Source organism: Pseudomonas sp. SMV71 (assembly GCF_052042015.1).
Taxonomy (GTDB): domain Bacteria; phylum Pseudomonadota; class Gammaproteobacteria; order Pseudomonadales; family Pseudomonadaceae; genus Aquipseudomonas.
This window is the reverse complement of the sequence record NZ_JBKGGU010000001.1, coordinates 29,319-47,986: the sequence shown is the minus strand read 5'-3', so window position 1 is coordinate 47,986 and position 18,668 is coordinate 29,319. Positions and strand designations below refer to the sequence as shown.

At 61.7% G+C, this 18,668-nt stretch carries 15 protein-coding genes and 2 tRNA genes; 4 read left to right on the top strand and 13 right to left on the bottom strand.

All coding sequences use genetic code 11. The annotated features are described in order from the left end of the window. Window positions 1-16 precede the first annotated feature (16 nt). The 5 genes from tsaA to rimO form a co-directional block, all read right to left on the bottom strand. Window positions 17-715, bottom strand: coding sequence for a tRNA (N6-threonylcarbamoyladenosine(37)-N6)-methyltransferase TrmO (gene tsaA / locus ACLEJQ_RS00235; RefSeq protein WP_440791096.1), 699 nt, complete (start codon window positions 713-715; stop codon window positions 17-19). Window positions 716-798: 83 nt separating this feature from the next. Further along, window positions 799-1,260, bottom strand: coding sequence for a DUF1456 family protein (locus ACLEJQ_RS00230; protein WP_440791094.1), 462 nt, complete (start codon window positions 1,258-1,260; stop codon window positions 799-801). A gap of 56 nt (window positions 1,261-1,316) precedes the next feature. After that, window positions 1,317-2,027 (bottom strand): rRNA pseudouridine synthase, encoded by a 711-nt coding sequence (locus tag ACLEJQ_RS00225; RefSeq protein WP_440791092.1) that lies wholly within the window; start codon window positions 2,025-2,027, stop codon window positions 1,317-1,319. Between the two features lie 82 nt (window positions 2,028-2,109). Then, window positions 2,110-2,583 carry a GNAT family N-acetyltransferase gene (locus ACLEJQ_RS00220; RefSeq protein WP_440791090.1) on the bottom strand — a complete coding sequence of 158 codons (474 nt, stop codon included), beginning with the start codon at window positions 2,581-2,583 and terminating at the stop codon, window positions 2,110-2,112. Between the two features lie 247 nt (window positions 2,584-2,830). Beyond that, complete coding sequence (gene rimO, locus ACLEJQ_RS00215) at window positions 2,831-4,171, bottom strand: 30S ribosomal protein S12 methylthiotransferase RimO (RefSeq protein WP_440791088.1); 1,341 nt, start codon at window positions 4,169-4,171, stop codon at window positions 2,831-2,833. 335 nt (window positions 4,172-4,506) lie between these two features. Here rimO and ACLEJQ_RS00210 point away from each other — a divergent pair, with 335 nt between their 5' ends. Beyond that, on the top strand, window positions 4,507-6,348 hold the full coding sequence (locus tag ACLEJQ_RS00210) for a potassium transporter Kup (protein WP_440791628.1): 1,842 nt from the start codon (window positions 4,507-4,509) through the stop codon (window positions 6,346-6,348). Between the two features lie 242 nt (window positions 6,349-6,590). Here ACLEJQ_RS00210 and ACLEJQ_RS00205 read toward each other — a convergent pair whose 3' ends face one another. The 3 genes from ACLEJQ_RS00205 to ACLEJQ_RS00195 all read right to left on the bottom strand — a co-directional run bounded on the left by ACLEJQ_RS00205 (window position 6,591) and on the right by ACLEJQ_RS00195 (window position 10,751). Continuing rightward, window positions 6,591-7,880, bottom strand: coding sequence for a virulence factor family protein (locus tag ACLEJQ_RS00205; RefSeq protein WP_440791086.1), 1,290 nt, complete (start codon window positions 7,878-7,880; stop codon window positions 6,591-6,593). Continuing rightward, a complete protein-coding gene (gene mprF / locus ACLEJQ_RS00200) occupies window positions 7,880-10,522 on the bottom strand; it encodes a bifunctional lysylphosphatidylglycerol flippase/synthetase MprF (protein WP_440791084.1) in 2,643 nt (880 codons plus the stop codon). Before mprF ends, ACLEJQ_RS00205 begins: the two co-directional genes overlap by 1 nt. A 152-nt stretch (window positions 10,523-10,674) precedes the next feature. Next, window positions 10,675-10,751, bottom strand: a tRNA-Met gene (locus ACLEJQ_RS00195). Window positions 10,752-10,847: 96 nt separating this feature from the next. Between ACLEJQ_RS00195 and ACLEJQ_RS00190 the strand changes: the two genes are divergently transcribed. Continuing rightward, window positions 10,848-10,994 (top strand): hypothetical protein, encoded by a 147-nt coding sequence (locus ACLEJQ_RS00190; RefSeq protein WP_440791082.1) that lies wholly within the window; start codon window positions 10,848-10,850, stop codon window positions 10,992-10,994. A gap of 59 nt (window positions 10,995-11,053) precedes the next feature. Here ACLEJQ_RS00190 and ACLEJQ_RS00185 read toward each other — a convergent pair. Continuing rightward, window positions 11,054-11,130, bottom strand: a tRNA-Met gene (locus ACLEJQ_RS00185). Window positions 11,131-11,410: 280 nt separating this feature from the next. Here ACLEJQ_RS00185 and dinB point away from each other — a divergent pair. Then, window positions 11,411-12,472 carry a DNA polymerase IV gene (gene dinB / locus ACLEJQ_RS00180; protein ID WP_440791080.1) on the top strand — a complete coding sequence of 354 codons (1,062 nt, stop codon included), beginning with the start codon at window positions 11,411-11,413 and terminating at the stop codon, window positions 12,470-12,472. Window positions 12,473-12,647: 175 nt separating this feature from the next. Here dinB and ACLEJQ_RS00175 read toward each other — a convergent pair whose 3' ends face one another. The 4 genes from ACLEJQ_RS00175 to ACLEJQ_RS00160 all read right to left on the bottom strand — a co-directional run bounded on the left by ACLEJQ_RS00175 (window position 12,648) and on the right by ACLEJQ_RS00160 (window position 17,400). Continuing rightward, window positions 12,648-13,601 carry a hypothetical protein gene (locus ACLEJQ_RS00175; RefSeq protein ID WP_440791078.1) on the bottom strand — a complete coding sequence of 318 codons (954 nt, stop codon included), beginning with the start codon at window positions 13,599-13,601 and terminating at the stop codon, window positions 12,648-12,650. A gap of 17 nt (window positions 13,602-13,618) precedes the next feature. Beyond that, complete coding sequence (locus tag ACLEJQ_RS00170; RefSeq protein ID WP_440791077.1) at window positions 13,619-15,334, bottom strand: proline--tRNA ligase; 1,716 nt, start codon at window positions 15,332-15,334, stop codon at window positions 13,619-13,621. A 108-nt stretch (window positions 15,335-15,442) separates the two neighbouring features. Next, the gene (locus ACLEJQ_RS00165; RefSeq protein ID WP_440791075.1) at window positions 15,443-17,002 is read right to left on the bottom strand and encodes an AmpG family muropeptide MFS transporter; all 1,560 of its coding nucleotides are present in this window, start codon (window positions 17,000-17,002) and stop codon (window positions 15,443-15,445) included. 44 nt (window positions 17,003-17,046) lie between these two features. Next, the gene (locus ACLEJQ_RS00160; protein ID WP_440791074.1) at window positions 17,047-17,400 is read right to left on the bottom strand and encodes an MGMT family protein; all 354 of its coding nucleotides are present in this window, start codon (window positions 17,398-17,400) and stop codon (window positions 17,047-17,049) included. 160 nt (window positions 17,401-17,560) lie between these two features. Here ACLEJQ_RS00160 and ACLEJQ_RS00155 point away from each other — a divergent pair, with 160 nt between their 5' ends. Continuing rightward, window positions 17,561-18,568 carry a DUF481 domain-containing protein gene (locus ACLEJQ_RS00155; protein ID WP_440791072.1) on the top strand — a complete coding sequence of 336 codons (1,008 nt, stop codon included), beginning with the start codon at window positions 17,561-17,563 and terminating at the stop codon, window positions 18,566-18,568. Window positions 18,569-18,668: the final 100 nt, after the last annotated feature.

Below are 18,668 nucleotides of genomic sequence, written 5' to 3'. Positions count from 1 at the left end.
TTTTCGTTTCCAACACTCAGGATCTGGCCGGTACCACTTCCAACACCCGGATCAACCCCGGCTGCGGGTAATGCCAGCGCACATCCAGATCCCAGAACTGCGCGCCATATTCTCGCTCTGCCGCAGGAATCTGATACGCCGGGCGGGGATCCTGGGCCAGGCACTGCTCGATCAGCTCCCTCAGTGGCTCTTGCAGTCGTATGGCGTGCTCGTGGGCCTGTTGCAGGGCTGTGTCTGCCCACTGCACCGCAATCAACTCAGGCGCGGCGCTGGCGATGGTGTTGGACGCCGAGCCGATGATGTCGGCGTAGGGCACGTAGGGTTTGATGTCCAGCACCGGTGTGCCGTCCAGCAAATCGATGCCTGAGATCCACAGGCGCCCGGCTTCGACCCGGTCCAGCTTCACCACCGACTGACCGATGCCGTTGGGGCGGTGGGTGGCGCGGGTGGCGAACACGCCCATGGATTTGTTGCCACCCAGGCGCGGCGGCCGCACTTTCAAGCGTGGCTTGTCTTCCAGCGCCTGGTGAAACAGGAACAATAGCCAGACATGGCTGACCTGCTCCAGGCCCTGCACCGCCTCACCCTGGTCGAACGGCGCCACCAATTCCAGCACGCCGCGTGCGGCCGGAGCCAGTTGCGGTTGGCGCGGAATGGCGAATTTCTCCTTGAAGCAGGAGCGGACGAAGCCGATGGGGGAGACGTTATAGGTCATTTAAAGTCTCAAGCTTCAAGCTTCAAGCTTCAAGCTTCGAGCGACAAGTGAAAAGCTTGCAGCTTGAGGCTTGGAGCCATTGTTTAAGCTCTGACGCGCAGCGTCAGGCCCTTGAGGAAGTTGCGCAGCAACTGGTCGCCACAGGGGCGGTAGTTGGTGTGGCCGAATTTGCGGAACAGCGCACTCAGCTCCGGCTTGGACACCGGGAAGTCGGCGGCCTTGAGGATCGCGTGCATGTCGTCCTCCTTCAACTCGAAGGCCACCCGCAGTTTCTTGAGGACGATGTTATTGGTCACCGGCACTTCGATAGGCTGCGGCGGACGGCTTTCGTCCTTGCCACGCTTGAAGATCACCAGGCCATCGAGAAAGTGCGCCATGACTTCGTCCGGGCAGAACACAAAACCTTCTTCCTCATCTTTCTTCAGGTAGCCCGCCAGGTCGGTCAAGGAGACGTCCAGGCCGCCAAGCTTGATGATCTCGATGACTTTCTTGTCGCTGATGTCGAGCATGTAGCGCACGCTGCGCAGTACGTCGTTGTGAATCATGTGTGCAATCCCGATCAAGCTGCAATGGGCGTCCCGGCTCGGCGGGGCGCCGGAAATTAGAATTTCTCTTTGGCGGACAGGTAGCGCCACTGCCCCAGAGGCACCTTGCCGATGGACACCCCTCCGATGCGGATACGGCGGATGGAAACCACCCTGAGGCCGACCGCCTGGCAGAGCAGCGCGAGGATGCCCGGCTGCGGGTTCTTCATGGCAAAGCGCAAGCGGTTCTCGTTCTGCCAGCTGGCCTTGACTGCCGGCATTTCCTTGCCTTTGTAGGTCAGGCCATGGTTAAGGCGATTGAGGCCATGGGCGACCATCTCACCCTCGACTTCCACCACGTATTCCTGCTCGATTTTGGCCGCGTCGGCGGTGAGCTTGCGCAGGATCTTCCAATCCTGGGTGAACACCAGCAGGCCGCTGGCGTTGGCCTGCAAGTCCGCGCTGGCGGTCAGGCGCAGGAAGTGGCCCTTGAGTGGTCGTTTGCCAAAGCGGTGTTCTTCGCTCAGGGTCTGCGGGCCGAGGGAGGCCATGGCAGTGTCCACATCCATGCCCGCCGGGACGTTCAACAGGAGCGTCACTGGCTCCGGCGCGGTGGCCTTGGCGTCGGGGTCGAGCTGGACCTTCTGGGTGGTGACCTTGAATTGTGGCTCATCGATCACTTCGCCATCGACCGTGACCCAGCCGCCCTCAATGAACAGCTCAGCCTCCCGGCGGGAGCAGCCGACCAGTTCGATGAGGCGTTTGGAGAGGCGAATCGGGTCAGTCATGACAGGGCCGTAACAAAAAGGGGGTGGGCATTGTACCTGCCTGGCGCCGGTTAATCGCGGGTCCATTTGCGTCGTGTGGCTTTTAGCCGCGCCGGGCCTTCAGGTCAGGTTGTTTATAACGCATGTGCAGCAGTGGGTAGGGCTGGTCCATGCCGTCCCGCGCCGAACGGCCGACCACCTCGAAGCCTTGCTTGAGGTAAAAGCCCAGCGCCTGCGGGTTCTGTTCGTTGACGTCCAGTTCATCGGCGTTCAGGTGTTCGATGGCATAGCTCAGCAACAGTTTGCCCAGGCCCTGGCCCCGATGTTGCGGGTCGATGAAGAGCATCTCGATCTTGCCGGCGGCCACCCCGGCGAAACCGGTGATGCGCTGGCGAGCGTCCCGGGTGCAGATGAGCATCACCGCGTCCAGGTAGCGGGTGAGCACCAGGTTTTTCAGCAGCTCGATGTAGCTGTCCGGCAGGAAATCGTGGGTGGCCCGTACCGAGGCCTCCCAGACCTCGGTCAGTTCCTGGTAATCGCTGGATTTGGGTGTATGAATGACCGAATGCTGGCGCATGCCCGCCTGTTCCTTGTGCTGGAGGTTTCCACACGATAGTCGTAAAAAAGCCCCGCATCTTGTCGCAAGAGCGGGGCTTTATGATTTTTTTTGAGACAGGCGAAACAGTGACGGGGGATGCGGACCTGTGGCGAGGGAGCTTGCTCCTGCTCGATTGCGTAGCAATCGCAAAAAGCCGGGGCCGCTGCGCGACCCAGCGGGAGCAAGCTCCCTCGCCACGGGTGGTCGTTACAACGCTGGAAATTGGTCAGCCGATCTGCTCAGCCCACAAGTCATATTCATCGGCATCCGTCACCTTGCACCAGACCTTGTCGCCCGGCTTGAGGTTACTGCCATTGTCGATGAACACGTTGCCGTCGATTTCCGGGGCGTCGAAGAAGCAGCGGCCCACGGCGCCTTGTTCGTCCACTTCATCCACCAGCACTTCGATTTCACGGCCGATGCGCATTTGCAGACGGGCCGAGCTGATGGCTTGCTGGTGCGCCATGAAGCGTTCCCAACGGTCCTGCTTGACGTCGTCCGGCACCACGTCCAGGTTCAGGTCGTTGGCCGGTGCGCCTTCGACCGGGGAGTACTGGAAGCAGCCGACGCGGTCGAGCTGGGCTTCGGTCAGCCAGTCCAGCAGGTATTGGAAGTCTTCTTCGGTTTCGCCGGGGAAGCCGACGATGAAAGTCGAGCGGATGATCAAGTCCGGGCAGATTTCACGCCAGTTCTTGATACGGGCCAGGGTCTTGTCTTCGAAAGCCGGGCGTTTCATGGCCTTGAGGACTTTCGGGCTGGCGTGCTGGAACGGAATATCCAGGTACGGCAGGATCTTGCCGGCGGCCATCAGCGGGATCAGCTCGTCGACATGCGGGTACGGGTAGACGTAATGCAGGCGGACCCAGACGCCGAGGGTGCTGAGGGCTTCGCACAGTTCGGTCATGCGGGTCTTCACCGGCGCGCCGTTCCAGAAGCCGGTGCGGTATTTCACATCGACGCCGTAGGCGCTGGTGTCCTGGGAGATCACCAGCAGTTCCTTGACGCCGGACTTGACCAGGCGCTGGGCCTCGTCGAGTACATCGCCCACCGGACGGCTGACCAGTTTGCCGCGCATCGACGGAATGATGCAGAAGCTGCAGCTGTGGTTGCAGCCTTCGGAAATCTTCAGGTAAGCGTAATGGCGCGGGGTCAGCTTGATACCTTGTGGCGGCACCAGGTCGATCAGCGGGTTGTGGTCCTGTTTCGGCGGAACCACTTCGTGCACCGCGCTGACCACCTGCTCGTACTGCTGCGGACCGGTCACGGCCAGCACGCTGGGGTGCACGTCGCGGATGTTGCCTTCTTCCACGCCCATGCAGCCGGTGACGATGACCTTGCCGTTTTCCTTGATGGCTTCGCCGATGACTTCCAGGGATTCGGCCTTGGCCGAGTCGATGAAGCCGCAGGTATTGACCACCACCACGTCGGCGTCCTGATACGTGGACACGACGTCGTAGCCTTCCATGCGCAGCTGGGTCAGGATGCGCTCGGAGTCGACCAGAGCCTTCGGGCAACCCAGGGATACGAAGCCGACCTTCGGGTTGGCTGGCGCGGTAGTGGTGGACATGTCTAACCTCGGTGTAGGGGGATCGTCTCTGGCCGAGACAGGGCGCCTGACGCGCCTCTGATCAAAAAGTGCGCAATTCTAGCGGTGGCCGAGGCACTTGACCAGCTTTATACAGGGAAAAACGACGAGTGCTGCGCTATGCTTCGCGCCTTTGTGTCCTGACGGTTTACTGAGTCAAGGAAACGTCTGTAACAATGCGTAAAACAGCGCATGCTGCATCTACAAAAGCATAGTGCTTCGTTGAAGAAGACAGGTCTGGGAATCGGGAGTGTTGGATGGCTCATGCAAGTAGTCAGGCGGCAGGTGCCGAGCATTCGGCAGCAAAACCGCTGAGCATGCTGGTCGCGGCGGTCGGGGTGGTTTATGGCGACATCGGCACGAGCCCGTTGTACACCCTTAAAGAAGTGTTTTCCGGCGGCTACGGCGTGCCTGTCAACCACGACGGGGTGCTGGGAATCCTGTCACTGATTTTCTGGTCGCTGATCTGGGTCGTTTCAATCAAGTACATGATGTTCGTCCTGCGGGCTGACAACCAGGGCGAGGGTGGAATCATGGCGCTCACGGCCCTGGCTCGACGGGCGGCCGCGGGCAGGGCGCGCCTGCGTACCTTCCTGGTGGTCTGCGGCCTGATCGGCGCGGCGCTGTTCTACGGCGACAGCATGATCACCCCGGCGATCTCGGTGCTCTCGGCCATCGAGGGCCTGGGTCTGGCCTTTGACGGCATCGATCACTGGGTGGTGCCGCTGTCACTGGTGGTGCTGGTGGCGCTGTTCCTGATCCAGCGCCACGGCACCGCGCGGATCGGCATTCTGTTCGGGCCGATCATGGTCACCTGGTTCCTGGTGCTCGGTGCCCTCGGCGTGTACGGCATCATCCAGCACCCGGAAGTGCTGCAGGCGATGAACCCGGTCTGGGCCGTGCGGTTCTTTGTCGTTCATCCGGGCATGGGCGTGGCGATCCTCGGCGCCGTGGTGCTGGCGCTGACCGGCGCCGAAGCGCTGTACGCCGACATGGGCCACTTCGGCCGCAAGCCCATTGCCCGCGCCTGGTTCATCCTGGTGCTGCCGGCGCTGGTGCTCAATTACTTTGGCCAGGGCGCATTGCTGCTGGGCGATCCGGAGGCGGCGCGCAACCCGTTCTATCTGCTGGCACCGAGCTGGGCGCTAATCCCGCTGGTGGGCCTGTCGACCCTGGCGACCGTGATCGCCTCGCAAGCGGTGATCTCCGGGGCGTTCTCCTTGACGCGCCAGGCGATCCAACTCGGGTACATTCCGCGCATGTACATCCAGCACACGTCCAGCGCCGAACAGGGGCAGATCTACATTGGTGCGGTGAACTGGTCGCTGATGGTTGGCGTGGTGCTGCTGGTGCTGGGGTTCGAATCCTCCGGCGCGCTGGCTTCGGCTTATGGTGTTGCGGTGACGGGCACCATGCTGATGACCACGATTCTGGTGTCGGCGGTCATGCTGCTGTTGTGGAAATGGCCGCCGCTGCTGGCGGTCCCGGTGCTGATCGGCTTCCTCTTGGTAGACGGCCTGTACTTCGCCGCCAACGTGCCGAAGATCATCCAGGGTGGTGCCTTCCCGGTCGTTGCGGGGATTGCCTTGTTCGTGCTGATGACCACCTGGAAGCGTGGCAAGCAGATCCTGGTCGAGCGCCTGGACGAAGGCGCGTTGCCGCTGCCGATTTTCATCAGCAGTATCCGCGTGCAGCCACCCCATCGCGTGCAAGGCACTGCCGTTTTCCTCACGGCGCGCTCGGACGCTGTGCCCCATGCGTTGTTGCACAACCTGTTGCATAACCAGGTGCTGCACGAACAAGTGGTGTTGCTGACGGTGGTATACGAGGACATCCCCCGCGTCCCGCCGCAGCGCCGCTTCGAGGTCGACGCCTATGGCGAAGGGTTCTTCCGGGTGATCCTGCACTTCGGCTTCACCGACGAACCGGACGTCCCGCAGGCACTCAAGTTGTGTCACCTGGATGAGCTGGACTTCAGCCCGATGCGGACCACCTACTTCCTCAGCCGCGAAACGATCATCGCCTCCAAGCTCGAAGGCATGGCCCGCTGGCGCGAGCTGCTGTTCGCCTTCCTGCTGAAGAATGCCAACGGCAACCTGCGCTTTTTCAATCTGCCGCTGAACCGGGTGATTGAGTTGGGGACGCAGGTGGAGATGTAGTTCCGATCCACAATAAGCCCCCGTTGTCTTGCGGCAGCGGGGGCTTTTTTGTGAGTGGCATGAGGCACCTGTGGCGAGGGAGCTTGCTCCCGCTGGGTCGCGCAGCGGCCCCCGCTTTTTGCGATTGCTGCGCAATCGAGCGGGAGCAACCTCCCTCGCCACGGTGGGTTTGCAGCGCCTATTCGATAAAAAGCCCCTGCGGTCCGGAGACGGCAAGGGCTTTTCTGTCGGGCTCGATCGGTTTACTGATCGGCAGGCTTGGCCTGGCGCTTGTTGATCTCATCGATCAGGCGCCTGGCCAGGGCCGGGTAGTTTTCGTCGAAGTGATGACCGCCCGGTAGCTTGATCGCTTCGCCTACCGCAGTCTTGTCGGTGCAGCCGCTTTCGTCGGCTTCCTCGCCACCGTAGATGCACACCACCTTCTCGGCTGGCAGCTTGGCCATTTCCGGGCCAGTGGCCGCTTCGGTGCCGGCGTTGCCAAGCCAGCCTTCGACTTCGATTTCGAAGCTGCCGGTGCGGGCGAAGGCCAGCAGGATGATCGCATCGACCCGCTGTTGTTCGGTGGCCGGCAGGCGGTTGTAGATGGCCGGCAACACATCGGCGCCGAACGAATAGCCGGTCAGGATGAAACGCTTGGTGCCCCAGATCTGCCGGTAGTGCTGCATCAATTCCGCGAGGTCCAGCGCGCTTTGCTCAGGGCTCTTGTGCTGCCAGTAGTAGCGCAGGGTGTCGATGCCGACCACCGGGTAACCGATCTTGGCCATCTCATCGGCCACGTCGCGGTCCAGGTCGCGCCAGCCGCCGTCTCCGGAGAGGAACAAGGTCACGGTGTCCCGGGCCTGGCTGGCTGGAACCTCGACTACCGGGATGGCCAGGCCGCCCTTGCCTTTCTCGGCGCCGACCAGGATCTTGCGCAGTTCATTGTTCAGCACTTGCGGCAGGTTGATGTCGTAGTCACTGATGCTGGTTTCGGCGTTTTTCTGGTCCCGTACGAAACCGGCACTGGTGTCGTCGGGGTTGTCGTTCCAGGCCACCAGCCAGTGGCCGTGGGCTGCGCTTTTAGGCAGCAGATGGGTGCAGCCGGGTTTTTCCAGGGCCAGGTCCACCGAAACGGCCTTGGCCTTGTCATCCTTCTGCTCGGCCAGCCAGCGCCAGGCCAACACGGCACCCGGGCCGATGCCGCTGACCAGCGTGGCCGGTCCCTGGAGCTGGCGCAGGCCGGCTTGCAGGGCGCGTCCTTGCAGTATGCAATCCTGGGGCAGGATCACCTGGACGATCTGCGCCGAGCCGCTGCGGCTGAGGGTGGTCAGTTGGGTGTCGCTGAGTTTCTGGTCTTCATTGACGGCCACCAGTACCTGGGCGCGCGGCTTGGTGCCGGGGATGACACGGGTCATGGCTACGCCGTCGGCAGGCGCCAGCTGTTCCAGGGTCGGTTGCGGGGCGGGGCGGTTCCAGTACCAGTAGCCGCCACCGAGAATCACCGCCAGTACCAGCAGGGCGGCCACTACATATCGCCAGGAGCGTTGCATCATCAGCGTTTCACCAGTCCAGTCAGGCCGCCTGCAATCAGGGCGGCGGTATCGGCCAGCGCCACCAGTGGATCGAGTCCGGCGGGCACGGCCATGTAACGAGGTTCCCAGTCAGGCTGGAATTTATCTTTGAAGCGGCGCAGCCCCTGGAAATTGTAGAGCTGCTCGCCACGGCGGAACACCATCGAACCCAGGCGTTGGGTCAGCGGCGCACCGCGGCGCGGTTGCAGGCCCGACAACGGGACCATGCCGAGGCTGAAGCGGGCGTAGTCATGGTTTTTATAATGTTGGATCAGGCCGACCATCATGAATTCCATGGTCAGCTTCGGGGCGTCGGGGTGGGCGCGCATCAGGTCCAGGCTCGCCAGCTCATGGCTGTGGGTTTCCAGCAGGTTGGCGAACGCCACCGGGCGACCTTCGAAACGAATCACCGCGATGCGGAAGTGTTTGAGGTAGTCATCGCTGAAGCGCCCCAGGGAGAAGCCTTTCTCGCGCACGTTCTTGCCCGTCAGCCAGGCATCGGAAATGACCTTGAGCTCCTCCATCGGCGCCTGGCCCGGTTCGTGGATCTCCAGCGAAAGGCCGTCACGGGTGCCACGGTTCCAGGTGTAGCGCAGGTCTTTCATCTCCTTGCCCTTGGCCTCCAGATCGAACCGCTTGAGGTCGACCCGTGCTTCCTCGCCCAGCTTGATCGCCGTCAGACCGATGTCCATGTAGTACGGCAAGTTCTCGGCGCGCACCTGATAGAACACCGGGCGAGCATGGTAGACGTCACACAGGTCGCGGAACTGCCAGATCATCTCGGCACGTTGCTGGGTCGGGCCGATCGGGTCATACAGCGCCACCAGGCTGCGGCCACGGCGGGCATACATCAGGAATGCCTGGTCGTCGGGGTGGAACAGCAGCGCCTTGTCACCGGTCAGGGCCAGGCCGCCGTCGGGCTGCGAGGAGGCCATGAGGATGGTCCTGGCCCGTTCCAGCTCTTCGGCCGTGGGCAAGTGGATCACCGGGCGCGCCGTGCGCAGCAGCCAGGTCAGCGACACCACCACCAACAACACCGCAGCGCCCAGCAGCGAGCGCAGGCCACGCGGGGCGTCGGCATCCAGGGTGAACTGCCACCACAGTTGATGGCTGTAGGGCACGTCCTGATAGGCGAACAACAGCAGCCAGATCGATGCGCCGAGCACGCAGAGGCTGGCGATCAGGAACAGTGGGGAAAAGGGCAGTTCCGTCAGGCGGCTTGGGCGATAGAAGGAGCGCCGGAAGATCGCGAGAAGGGCCGCGGTCAGCGTCAGCAGGGTGGCTTCTTCCCAATCGAAGCCCTTAAGCAGCGAGAGCAGTGCGCCCACCAGCAGCAGAACGGTGGTCAGCATCCAGGCGGCCGACAAGCGTCGACGCAGGCCCTGCGCGAGCAACAGACAGAGCACGCCCACCAGGCTGGCGCCGAAGTGCGAGGCATCCACCAGTCGATGAGGGATCAGAAAACCGATGTGCTCCAGGCGAGTATCGATTTCCGGCGTCACTCCGGAAAACAGCAGCACCACACCAGACAGGAACACCAGCACCGCCAGGATCGGCGCGGCGAAACCCGAAGCCGCCCGCAAGGTCTGGCGCGTCTGGAACAGCCGTTGTGCCTCGTTGATCAGCAGCAGCACACAGGCCACCAGCATCGGCAGCAATACGTAGATCAGGCGATACAACAGCAGGGCGGCGGCCAGCGGCGCGGCCCCCAGTTTGTCGGCAAACGCGGCCAGCAGGATCGCTTCGAAAACCCCGACCCCGCCCGGAACATGACTGAGCACACCGGCGGCCAGCGCCAACAGGTATACCAGCAGGAACGCGCCAAACGGCGGTGCTTCAGGCAGCAACAGATACAGCACGGTGGCAGCTGCGGCCACATCCAGGGCGGTGATGACCAGTTGCAGGAAAGTCAGGCGGCGGCCCGGCAGGCGCAGCGTGCGGCGCCCGGCCTTGACCAGCAGGCTGTCGCGATGGGGCTGTTCCGGCAGGCGCCGACGGTAAATGCCGATGGCCAGGACGCTGGTGAGCAACAACACCGCCAGGGCGATCGAGCCCAGCAAGGCGGCAGGCAGGTGGAGTGCGGCGGAGGCGGCTGGCAGGTTACTGAGCGTTGCCAGCGCCGCCAGTGGCGGCAGTGCGCAACCCAGGGACAAGCTGGCGAACAGCGTCATGTGGGCGACGTCCGACGCCCCCAGGCCATGGCGCGCATACAGACGATAGCGGACCGACCCACCCGATAGCAGCGACAGGCCGATGGCGTTGCCGATGGCAAAGGCGCTGAATCCACCCAGGATCATCGTCTGCGGTGGCAGTGTCACTCCAGCATAACGAGCGGCGGACCACTCATAGCCCAGCAGAATGATGAAACCGGCGACGGTGGCGGCAATCGCGCCGAGCAGGGCAGGCCTCGGCACGTCCAGGATGGAGTCGTGCAGGGCATACAGGTCGAGTTCGCTCAACAGGTGGCGGCAGGCAATCAATGCAATCGCAAACAACAACAGCGTGACGGCAAGGCCGATGGGCTGGCGGTACTGGCTGATGCGATCCATCCAACGCAGTCGCTCGGCCTTGATCGGCTGTGTCGCAGTAGCGGGGTCTTGCGGGTCAGACGAGTGGGCGCGCATCAATCACCTCTTGAGCTATGCGCGACAGGATGGGGCTATCCAGCCAAGTTACCAATCCCTGCGGCAGAAAATAATTACAAAAAATTTGTAATGTAGCCTTTTTTCGGCAGACACAAAAAAGGCCACTCTTTCGAGCAGCCTTTCTTGATATTTGGTTGCGGGAGCCGGATTTGAACCGACGACCTTCGGGTTATGAGCCCGACGAGCTACCAGACTGCTCCATCCCGCGTCTGTGTGGCGGCATTCTACAGGCGAACGCTTGAGTGTCAACCGTTAAACGAGGGTAGGTTCAAATAAGCGGCCAATTCACGTGCGGCGCGGTTAAATGCGCGAAATCAAAAAGGAAATTGTCCTACAACTGGCGCTCACAAGTCGCCGCCAGCCCATTTTGGCGCTGGATCAGATTGCATTGATGTGGAAGGTGCCGACGCTATCGCGAGCAGGCTCGCTCCCACAGGAGGTGCGTGCGTGAGCTGCAAGGATTTACAGGCACAAAAAAGGCCATTCTTTCGAATGGCCTTTTTTGATGTTTGGTTGCGGGAGCCGGATTTGAACCGACGACCTTCGGGTTATGAGCCCGACGAGCTACCAGGCTGCTCCATCCCGCGTCTGTGAGGCGGCATTCTACAGAGGATCGAGCGACTGTCAACCCCAACTGCAAAAAAACCTGTTTCGGTTCAAGCGTTTAGCCTATGAGGATGAAATGTGACAGCGCTGTAACGCAGGTCTGGCAAGGGCTGGCGCTCTATCGCAAGGTTCGCTGCGATTGAAGAAACACATTTACGTAGGCGTTTTCGCGGGTAGTCGAAGGATCTTTCGCAGTACTGGTGCTATATACAGTAACCGATGCGATACTGAGCGCCCGATCCGTCGCACATCTCGCTCGTTATGACGCAACGTAAAATCATCCATGTCGACTGTGACTGTTTCTATGCCGCCATCGAAATGCGCGACGACCCGCGGCTGGCCGGCAAACCCATGGCGGTAGGCGGCTCCGCGGATCGGCGGGGTGTGATTGCCACTTGTAACTATGAAGCGCGGGCCTACGGGGTGCGTTCGGCGATGTCCTCCGGGCATGCGCTGAAGCTTTGCCCTGACCTGATCATTGTCAAACCACGGATGGAGGCCTATCGGGAGGCGTCGAAGGAAATCCAGGGGATTTTCCGCGATTACACGGACCTGATCGAGCCGTTGTCCCTGGACGAGGCTTACTTGGATGTGTCCGCCAGCGCGCATTTCGGTGGCAGCGCCACTCGCATCGCCCAGGACATTCGCCGACGGGTTTCCAATCAGTTGCACATCACGGTGTCCGCCGGGGTCGCGCCGAACAAATTCCTCGCCAAGATTGCCAGCGATTGGAAAAAGCCCAACGGGCTGTTCGTCATTACGCCGGACCAGGTCGAGGATTTCGTCGCGGCGCTGCCGGTCAGCAAGCTTCATGGGGTAGGCAAAGTCACCGCCGACAAGCTGAACCGTCTTGGCATCGTCGATTGCCTGCACTTGCGGCAATGGGACAAGCTGGCGCTGGTGCGTGAATTCGGCAGTTTCGGCGAGCGACTCTGGAGCCTGGCCCGTGGGATCGACGATCGGCTGGTGCACAACGACAGCCGGCGGCAGTCCATCAGTGTGGAAAATACCTACGACGTCGACCTGCCGGATCTGGCCAGTTGTCTGGCGAAACTGCCGGAATTGATGCAGACCCTCAGTGGACGCATGGCGCGGATCGACAGCAGCTACCGACCGGGCAAGCCGTTTGTCAAAGTGAAGTTCCACGACTTTACTCAGACCACGCTGGAACAGGCCGGGGCGGGGCGGGACCTGGGCAGCTACCAATTGCTGCTGACCCAGGCGTTCAACCGTGGCGGCAAACCGGTGCGATTGTTGGGGATCGGGGTGCGGCTGGAAGATTTGCGCGGTGGGTTCGAGCAGTTGGAGTTGTTTGAGCGGTGAGGTTGCCGGGAAAGGCAATATGGATCTGCTTTTGTGGCGAGGGAGCTTGCTCCCGCTGGGCTGCGAAGCAGACCCAAAACAGTGGATTCAATTTGGCTGATACACCGAGGCGGCGGTTTCAGGGTCGCTGTGCGACCCAGCGGGAGCAAGCTCCCTCGCCACAGGGCTGTGTGTCTCAGTGAGCCCCCGGATCCGCCACCAACCGCCCGCCATCCTTGGTCAGGGCTTTCATGAATTCAGTCTGCAGCTCCGGATCGTTGCGTGTGAGTTCGATCAGGCTCTGTTCCAGTTCGCTGGCTTCTTCTTCGAGGCCCAGTTCCGACAGGCGCTTGACCCGGTGGACCCATTGGCTCACCTCGTCGTCTTCCAGGTCGTCATAAATCAAGGCGTGGGCTTCCACCAACTTGCTGCGCAGGGTGCTGCTCAGGCTCAGGGATGAGTCGGTGTGGACCTCGTCCTGGGCGTCGGTGACGCTGATCTGCAATTTGCCGAACTGGCTCAGGTCTTGCTCGGCGAACGGGCTTTCCAGCAGGTTCAGGCGAAGCACGCCGTTGCGGTCGGTGCTCAGCTCGAATGTCTGCCGGGCGGCCTTGACCTCCACCGGGCGCTCGCTCCAGGGCAGGCTCGAATGCTCCGTACGCTTGTCCCGCTGGATTTCATCGATACCCGCCAGATTCTGCTGTGCGCGGCCATGGGACGGGACGTTCATGAACGGGTTGAGCCCGGCGAAACCATAGCTCAGCCAGTCGTGGGTTACCGACTCCGGCAGGTTGCCGAGGGCGAACACATTGACCACGTTCGCGCCGACACCGGCCACCACCGCCACCGCGCCGAGGGGGATCTCATAGATCTCTCGCCAGGGTTGGTACGGTGTGTAGCGATCGTAACGGCGGGTGACCTCGAACTCCGTGACTTCGAAAGTCTTCTGCTCATTGATCCGCACCCGACGCTGCGGCAGGTCGAGCACCTTGGGTTCGCCAACATCGATCTGCAGGCTGTGGTCGAGCAGTTTGCGCTCGACCCGCTCTTCGTGCTCGCTGCGTTGTGACATGTGGTTGGCACAGCCACTGACCAACAGGGCGCCGCACAGGGCGACGCCACCGAGGCCTAAGGTGTTTCGCTTGAACATGACGTCTCTATCTGGTCTCAGCGGCGGATACGGGCCTGGAGGAACGACAGGACCTCGGCGACCGGCAGTGCTTGCGGCTCTGCTTCGGTGCGGCTCTTGTATTCCAGGTTGCCTTCGGCCAGGCCTCGGTCACTGACGACGATCCGGTGCGGGATGCCGATCAGTTCCATGTCGGCGAACTTGATGCCGGGGCTGGTTTTCTTGTCACGGTCGTCCAGCAGCACTTCGAAGCCGGCGGCCGTCAGTTCGGCGTAGAGCTTGTCGGTGGCTTCGCGCACCAGGTCGGTTTCGTAGCGCAGCGGCACCAGGGCGATCTGGAACGGCGCCAGTGTGTCGCTCCAGATAATGCCCTTCTCGTCGTTGTTCTGTTCGATGGCAGCTGCCACCACGCGGGAAACGCCGATACCGTAGCAACCCATTTCAAGGGTCACCGGCTTGCCGTTCTCGCCCAGCACCTCGCACTTCATCGCCTTGCTGTACTTGTTGCCCAGCTGGAAGATGTGCCCGACTTCAATGCCTCGCTTGATTTCCAGCGTGCCCTTGCCGTCCGGGCTCGGGTCGCCGGCTACGACGTTGCGCAGGTCCGCCACGGTGGGAACCGGCAGGTCGCGTTCCCAGTTCACGCCGAAGTAGTGCTTGTCATCGATGTTGGCGCCGATGGCGAAGTCGCTCATCAGTTCCACCGAGCGGTCGATGATGATTGGCAATGGCAGGTTCAGCGGGCCGAGGGAACCGGCACCGGCGCCGATTGCATCGCGCAGCTCGGCTTCGGTGGCCATGACCAGCGGGCTGGCGACGCCTGGCTGGTTGGCGGCCTTGATTTCGTTGAGTTCGTGGTCGCCGCGCACGATCAGGGCGATCAGCTTGCCAGCTTCTTCGGCGCGCACGATCAGGGTCTTGATGGTGCGTTCGATGGGCAGGTTGTAGCCTTCCACCAACTGGGCGATGGTCTTGGCGTTCGGTGTGTCGACCAGGCGCAGTTCTTCAGTCGGCGCGGCGCGAGACGTTTCCCGTGGCACGGCTTCGGCTTTCTCGATGTTGGCGGCGTAGTCGGAGCCATTGCTGAAGACGATGTCGTCTTCACCGGACTCGGCCAGTACGTGGAATTCATGGGAGCCGGCACCACCGATGGAGCCGTTGTCGGCTTCGACCGGACGGAATTTCAGGCCCAGGCGGCTGAACACGTTGCAATACGCCTGGTGCATGCGGTCATAGGTGACTTGCAGTGAAGCCAGGTCGGTGTGGAACGAGTAAGCGTCCTTCATGATGAATTCGCGACCGCGCATCAGGCCGAAGCGCGGGCGGATTTCATCGCGGAACTTGGTCTGGATCTGATACAGGTTGATCGGCAACTGCTTGTAGCTGCTCAGCTCATTGCGCATCAGATCGGTGATCACTTCCTCGTGGGTCGGACCTGCACAGAAGTCACGACCGTGGCGGTCTTTGATGCGCAGCAGCTCGGGGCCGTATTCTTCCCAGCGTCCCGATTCCTGCCACAGCTCGGCCGGTTGGGTACCCGGCATCAACACTTCCAGAGAGCCGGCGGCGTCCATTTCTTCGCGAACGATGGCTTCAACCTTGCGCATGACCCGCAGGCCCATCGGCAGCCAGGTGTACAGGCCCGAAGCGAGTTTGCGGATCATGCCGGCACGCAGCATCAGCTGATGGCTGATCACGACGGCGTCGGAAGGCGTTTCTTTCTGTGTGGCGAGCAAAAATTGACTGGTGCGCATGGTTGGCCGTTGTCGGTTGCTGATGACGAGAAATGACGGAGCATTGTACGGGCGAGATGCCCTGGCGTACAGGCGCGTGGCCGGACGCCAGGGACAAACTGAAGTTTCCTACGATTCTTCCGCCGGGCGGGTGGGCGCCGGTTCGACGGTGGGCGCCTCACCCTGACGGCGGTTTTCCTGGAACCAGTGCAGTGCAATCAACAACAGGGTCGGGACGCCCAGCAGCGCGGTAATCAGGAAGAAGTTGTGATAGCCGAACTTTTCCACCATCACTCCTGAATAACCCCCGATCAGGCGCGGCAGCAACAGCATGATCGAGCTGAGCAGCGCATATTGGGTGGCCGAGAACTTCAGGTTGGTCAGGCTCGACAGGTAGGCCACGAAGGCCGATGTCGCCAGGCCGGAGCTGAAGTTGTCCAGAGAGATGGTCAGGATCAGCATCTTCAGGTTGGCGCCCATGTCGGTCAACATCAGGAACAGGATGTTGGTAGCGGCCGAGGCGACGCCGCCGATGAACAGGATCGGCAGGATGCCGAAGCGCACGATCAGCAGGCCGCCCATGCCGGCGCCGACCAGGGTCATGATGAGCCCGAAGATCTTGCTGACGCTGGCGATCTGATCCTTGGTGAAACCCTGGTCGATATAGAAGACGTTGGCCATGACGCCCATGACCGTGTCGGACATCCGGTAGGTCGCGATCAGCCCGAGCAGCAGCAGGGCCTGCCAGCGGTAGCGCACAATGAAGTCATTGACCGGTGTCAGTACCGGCGCCAGGCCGCGGCGGCCCATGGACGACAGGCACAGGGCGGTCAGGATGATGTAGAGGATCGCCCGCAGGAAGGCGCGGTCTTCGAGCAGGAGGTCGAGCAGGCTGACGCCCTCGAACAGTACGCTGGCGAAGTCGGTGTTATAGAGCTGGGTGAACATCGCCGGGACTGATACCAGCAACACGATCAGCACGAATACCGAGGCCAACTGGTGGACGAACGTGTAGCGTCCGGCCTGCAATTGCGTGCGCAGCGGTACCGGCGGTTCACGCATGAGCAGCGAGGTGAGCAGCGCCGGGACCATCAGCACGCCGAACAACAGGTACGTGCCCGCCCAGGCCGAGTGCTTGTAGCTGAAACCGGTGGAGCCGAAGCCTTCGGCGAAAAACAGCGCACCGGCGGTCGCCAGCAGGGCGGCGACCCGATAACCGGACATGTAGCTGGCGGCCAGTGCGGCCTGGCGGGTGTCGTCGGCGATTTCCAGTCGATAGGCATCGACGGCGATGTCCTGCGTGGCCGAGGCGAAGGCGACGATCACCGCGATGGCGATCAACCATGACAAATGTTTTTGCGGATCGCAAAAGCCCATGCCGATCAGGCCCAGGATCACCAGGGACTGGGAGAGCACCAGCCAGGAACGGCGCCGGCCCAGTTTGCCGAGCAGAGGCAGGCGCCACTGGTCGAGCAGCGGCGACCAGACCCACTTGAAAGCGTAAGCCAGACCGATCAGGCTCGCATAGCCGATGGTTTCGCGGGCCACGCCGGCCTCGCGCAACCAGACCGAAAGCGTGGAAAACACCAGCATGTAGGGCAGGCCAGCGGCGAAGCCAAGCAGCAACAGCACGAGCGTCGAGGGACTGGCATAGGCGGCGAGGGCGGCGCGCCAGGTTTTACGGGGCATGGGCTGGAGTCTGCCTCAAAAATTGCGAAAACAAAGCGCGCACTCTAACCGCTGTCCTCTACCGGGCGCCAGCCATGGCGCTGAATATCAACACGATTATTCAGGACACTGATCCCCTCGGTGCGCAGCCGTGCGCGTTGTTCATCGCCTGAGACGCTCCCCGCCGGCAGGCTGATTCGCCCGCCGGCACCGAGCACGCGGTGCCAGGGCAGCCTGGTGTCATCGGGCAATTGGCTCAGGGTGCGCCCGACCCAGCGTGCGGCACGACCGAGACCGGCCATCTCGGCGAGCTGGCCGTAGGTGACCACTTTGCCCGCCGGTACTTGGGCCAGAGTCAGGTAAAGGGTGGTGCGGCGAACGTGAGCGGCGCTTTCGGTGTCCGTGGGGTTGTCAGTCACGGTGCAGGGTTCCTGTAGGAAGAGTCCGTTTGTAGATTAATTCCTACAGGACCGGGTGAGAAATGAACTCAGCGGGAATACTCGGGTCAGTCGTTCCTGAGGTGTCGTCCTGGGGGATAATGCCGCCTTTTCAACGCAAACTTGAGCTCTTTATACGCTTATGTTGTCCAGAACCCTGCTATGCCTAGCCGTTACCAGCGTGTCCATGCCCTTGCTTGCCGATACCGTCTGGTTGAAGAACGGCGACAAACTCAGCGGCAAGATCACCGTCTTCGATGGCGGCAAATTGCTGATTCAGACCGATTACGCCGGTGCGATCCCCATCGACTGGAAACAGGTCAAGACCCTTGAAAGCGACCAGCAGCTGTTGGTCAAGCAGGACGCCTACAGCGGCGAAAAAGCCAAGTCGTTGCAGGCCGCCGAAGATGGCAAGGTGACCCTGGCCAATGGCGAGGCGCCCAAGACGGTCGAGCTTGCCAGCATCCAGCAGATCCTCAAGCCCAAGCCAGTCGTCGAGGATCTCGTCTGGAAGGGCAATATCGACGCCGCGTTGGACTACAAGCGTGCGGAAAACGATACAGACGACTACGACATCGACTTCAAGACCTCGGCGCGCCACGGCCGCTGGCGGCATAACGCCGAAGGCGAATACAACCGCGAATTCCAGGACGACGTGGTGTCCACCGATAATTGGCGCCTGGAATATTCCCTCGACCGGTTCCTGACGGACAAATGGTTCTGGCAGGGGCGCCTGAATTACAAGCGCGACAAGGTCGAAGACCTGGCTCGCCAGCGCGTGGTCGGTACCGGCCCTGGCTACCAGTTCTGGGACGACGAACTGGGTGCATTCTCCCTCGGTTCGTTGCTCAACCGCACCGATTACGAATACAAGGACGGTGGCAAGGACAACTTCTATTCCGTCGCCATGAAATGGGACTACAACCGCTACCTGATAGGCAAGCGCGTCGAGTTCTTCACCAACGGAGAGGTTGGCAAGCCGCTGTCCGGCGTGGCGGAGTACGCCTACGACACGGAAGTGGGGCTGCGCTACAAGGTCACCGACTGGGCATCGCTCAATCTCAAGGCCGAGAAAGATGTCATCGAGGGTTCCGAAGACAGCGACCTGAGCAAGACCCGCTATACGGCCGGATTTGGCGTGACCTGGTAATCCAGGCTCACCCATATCCCCCCTGTGGGAGCGAGCTTGCTCGCGATAACGGTGGATCAGCAACATCAACGTTAGCTGACAGACCGCTATCGCGAGCAAG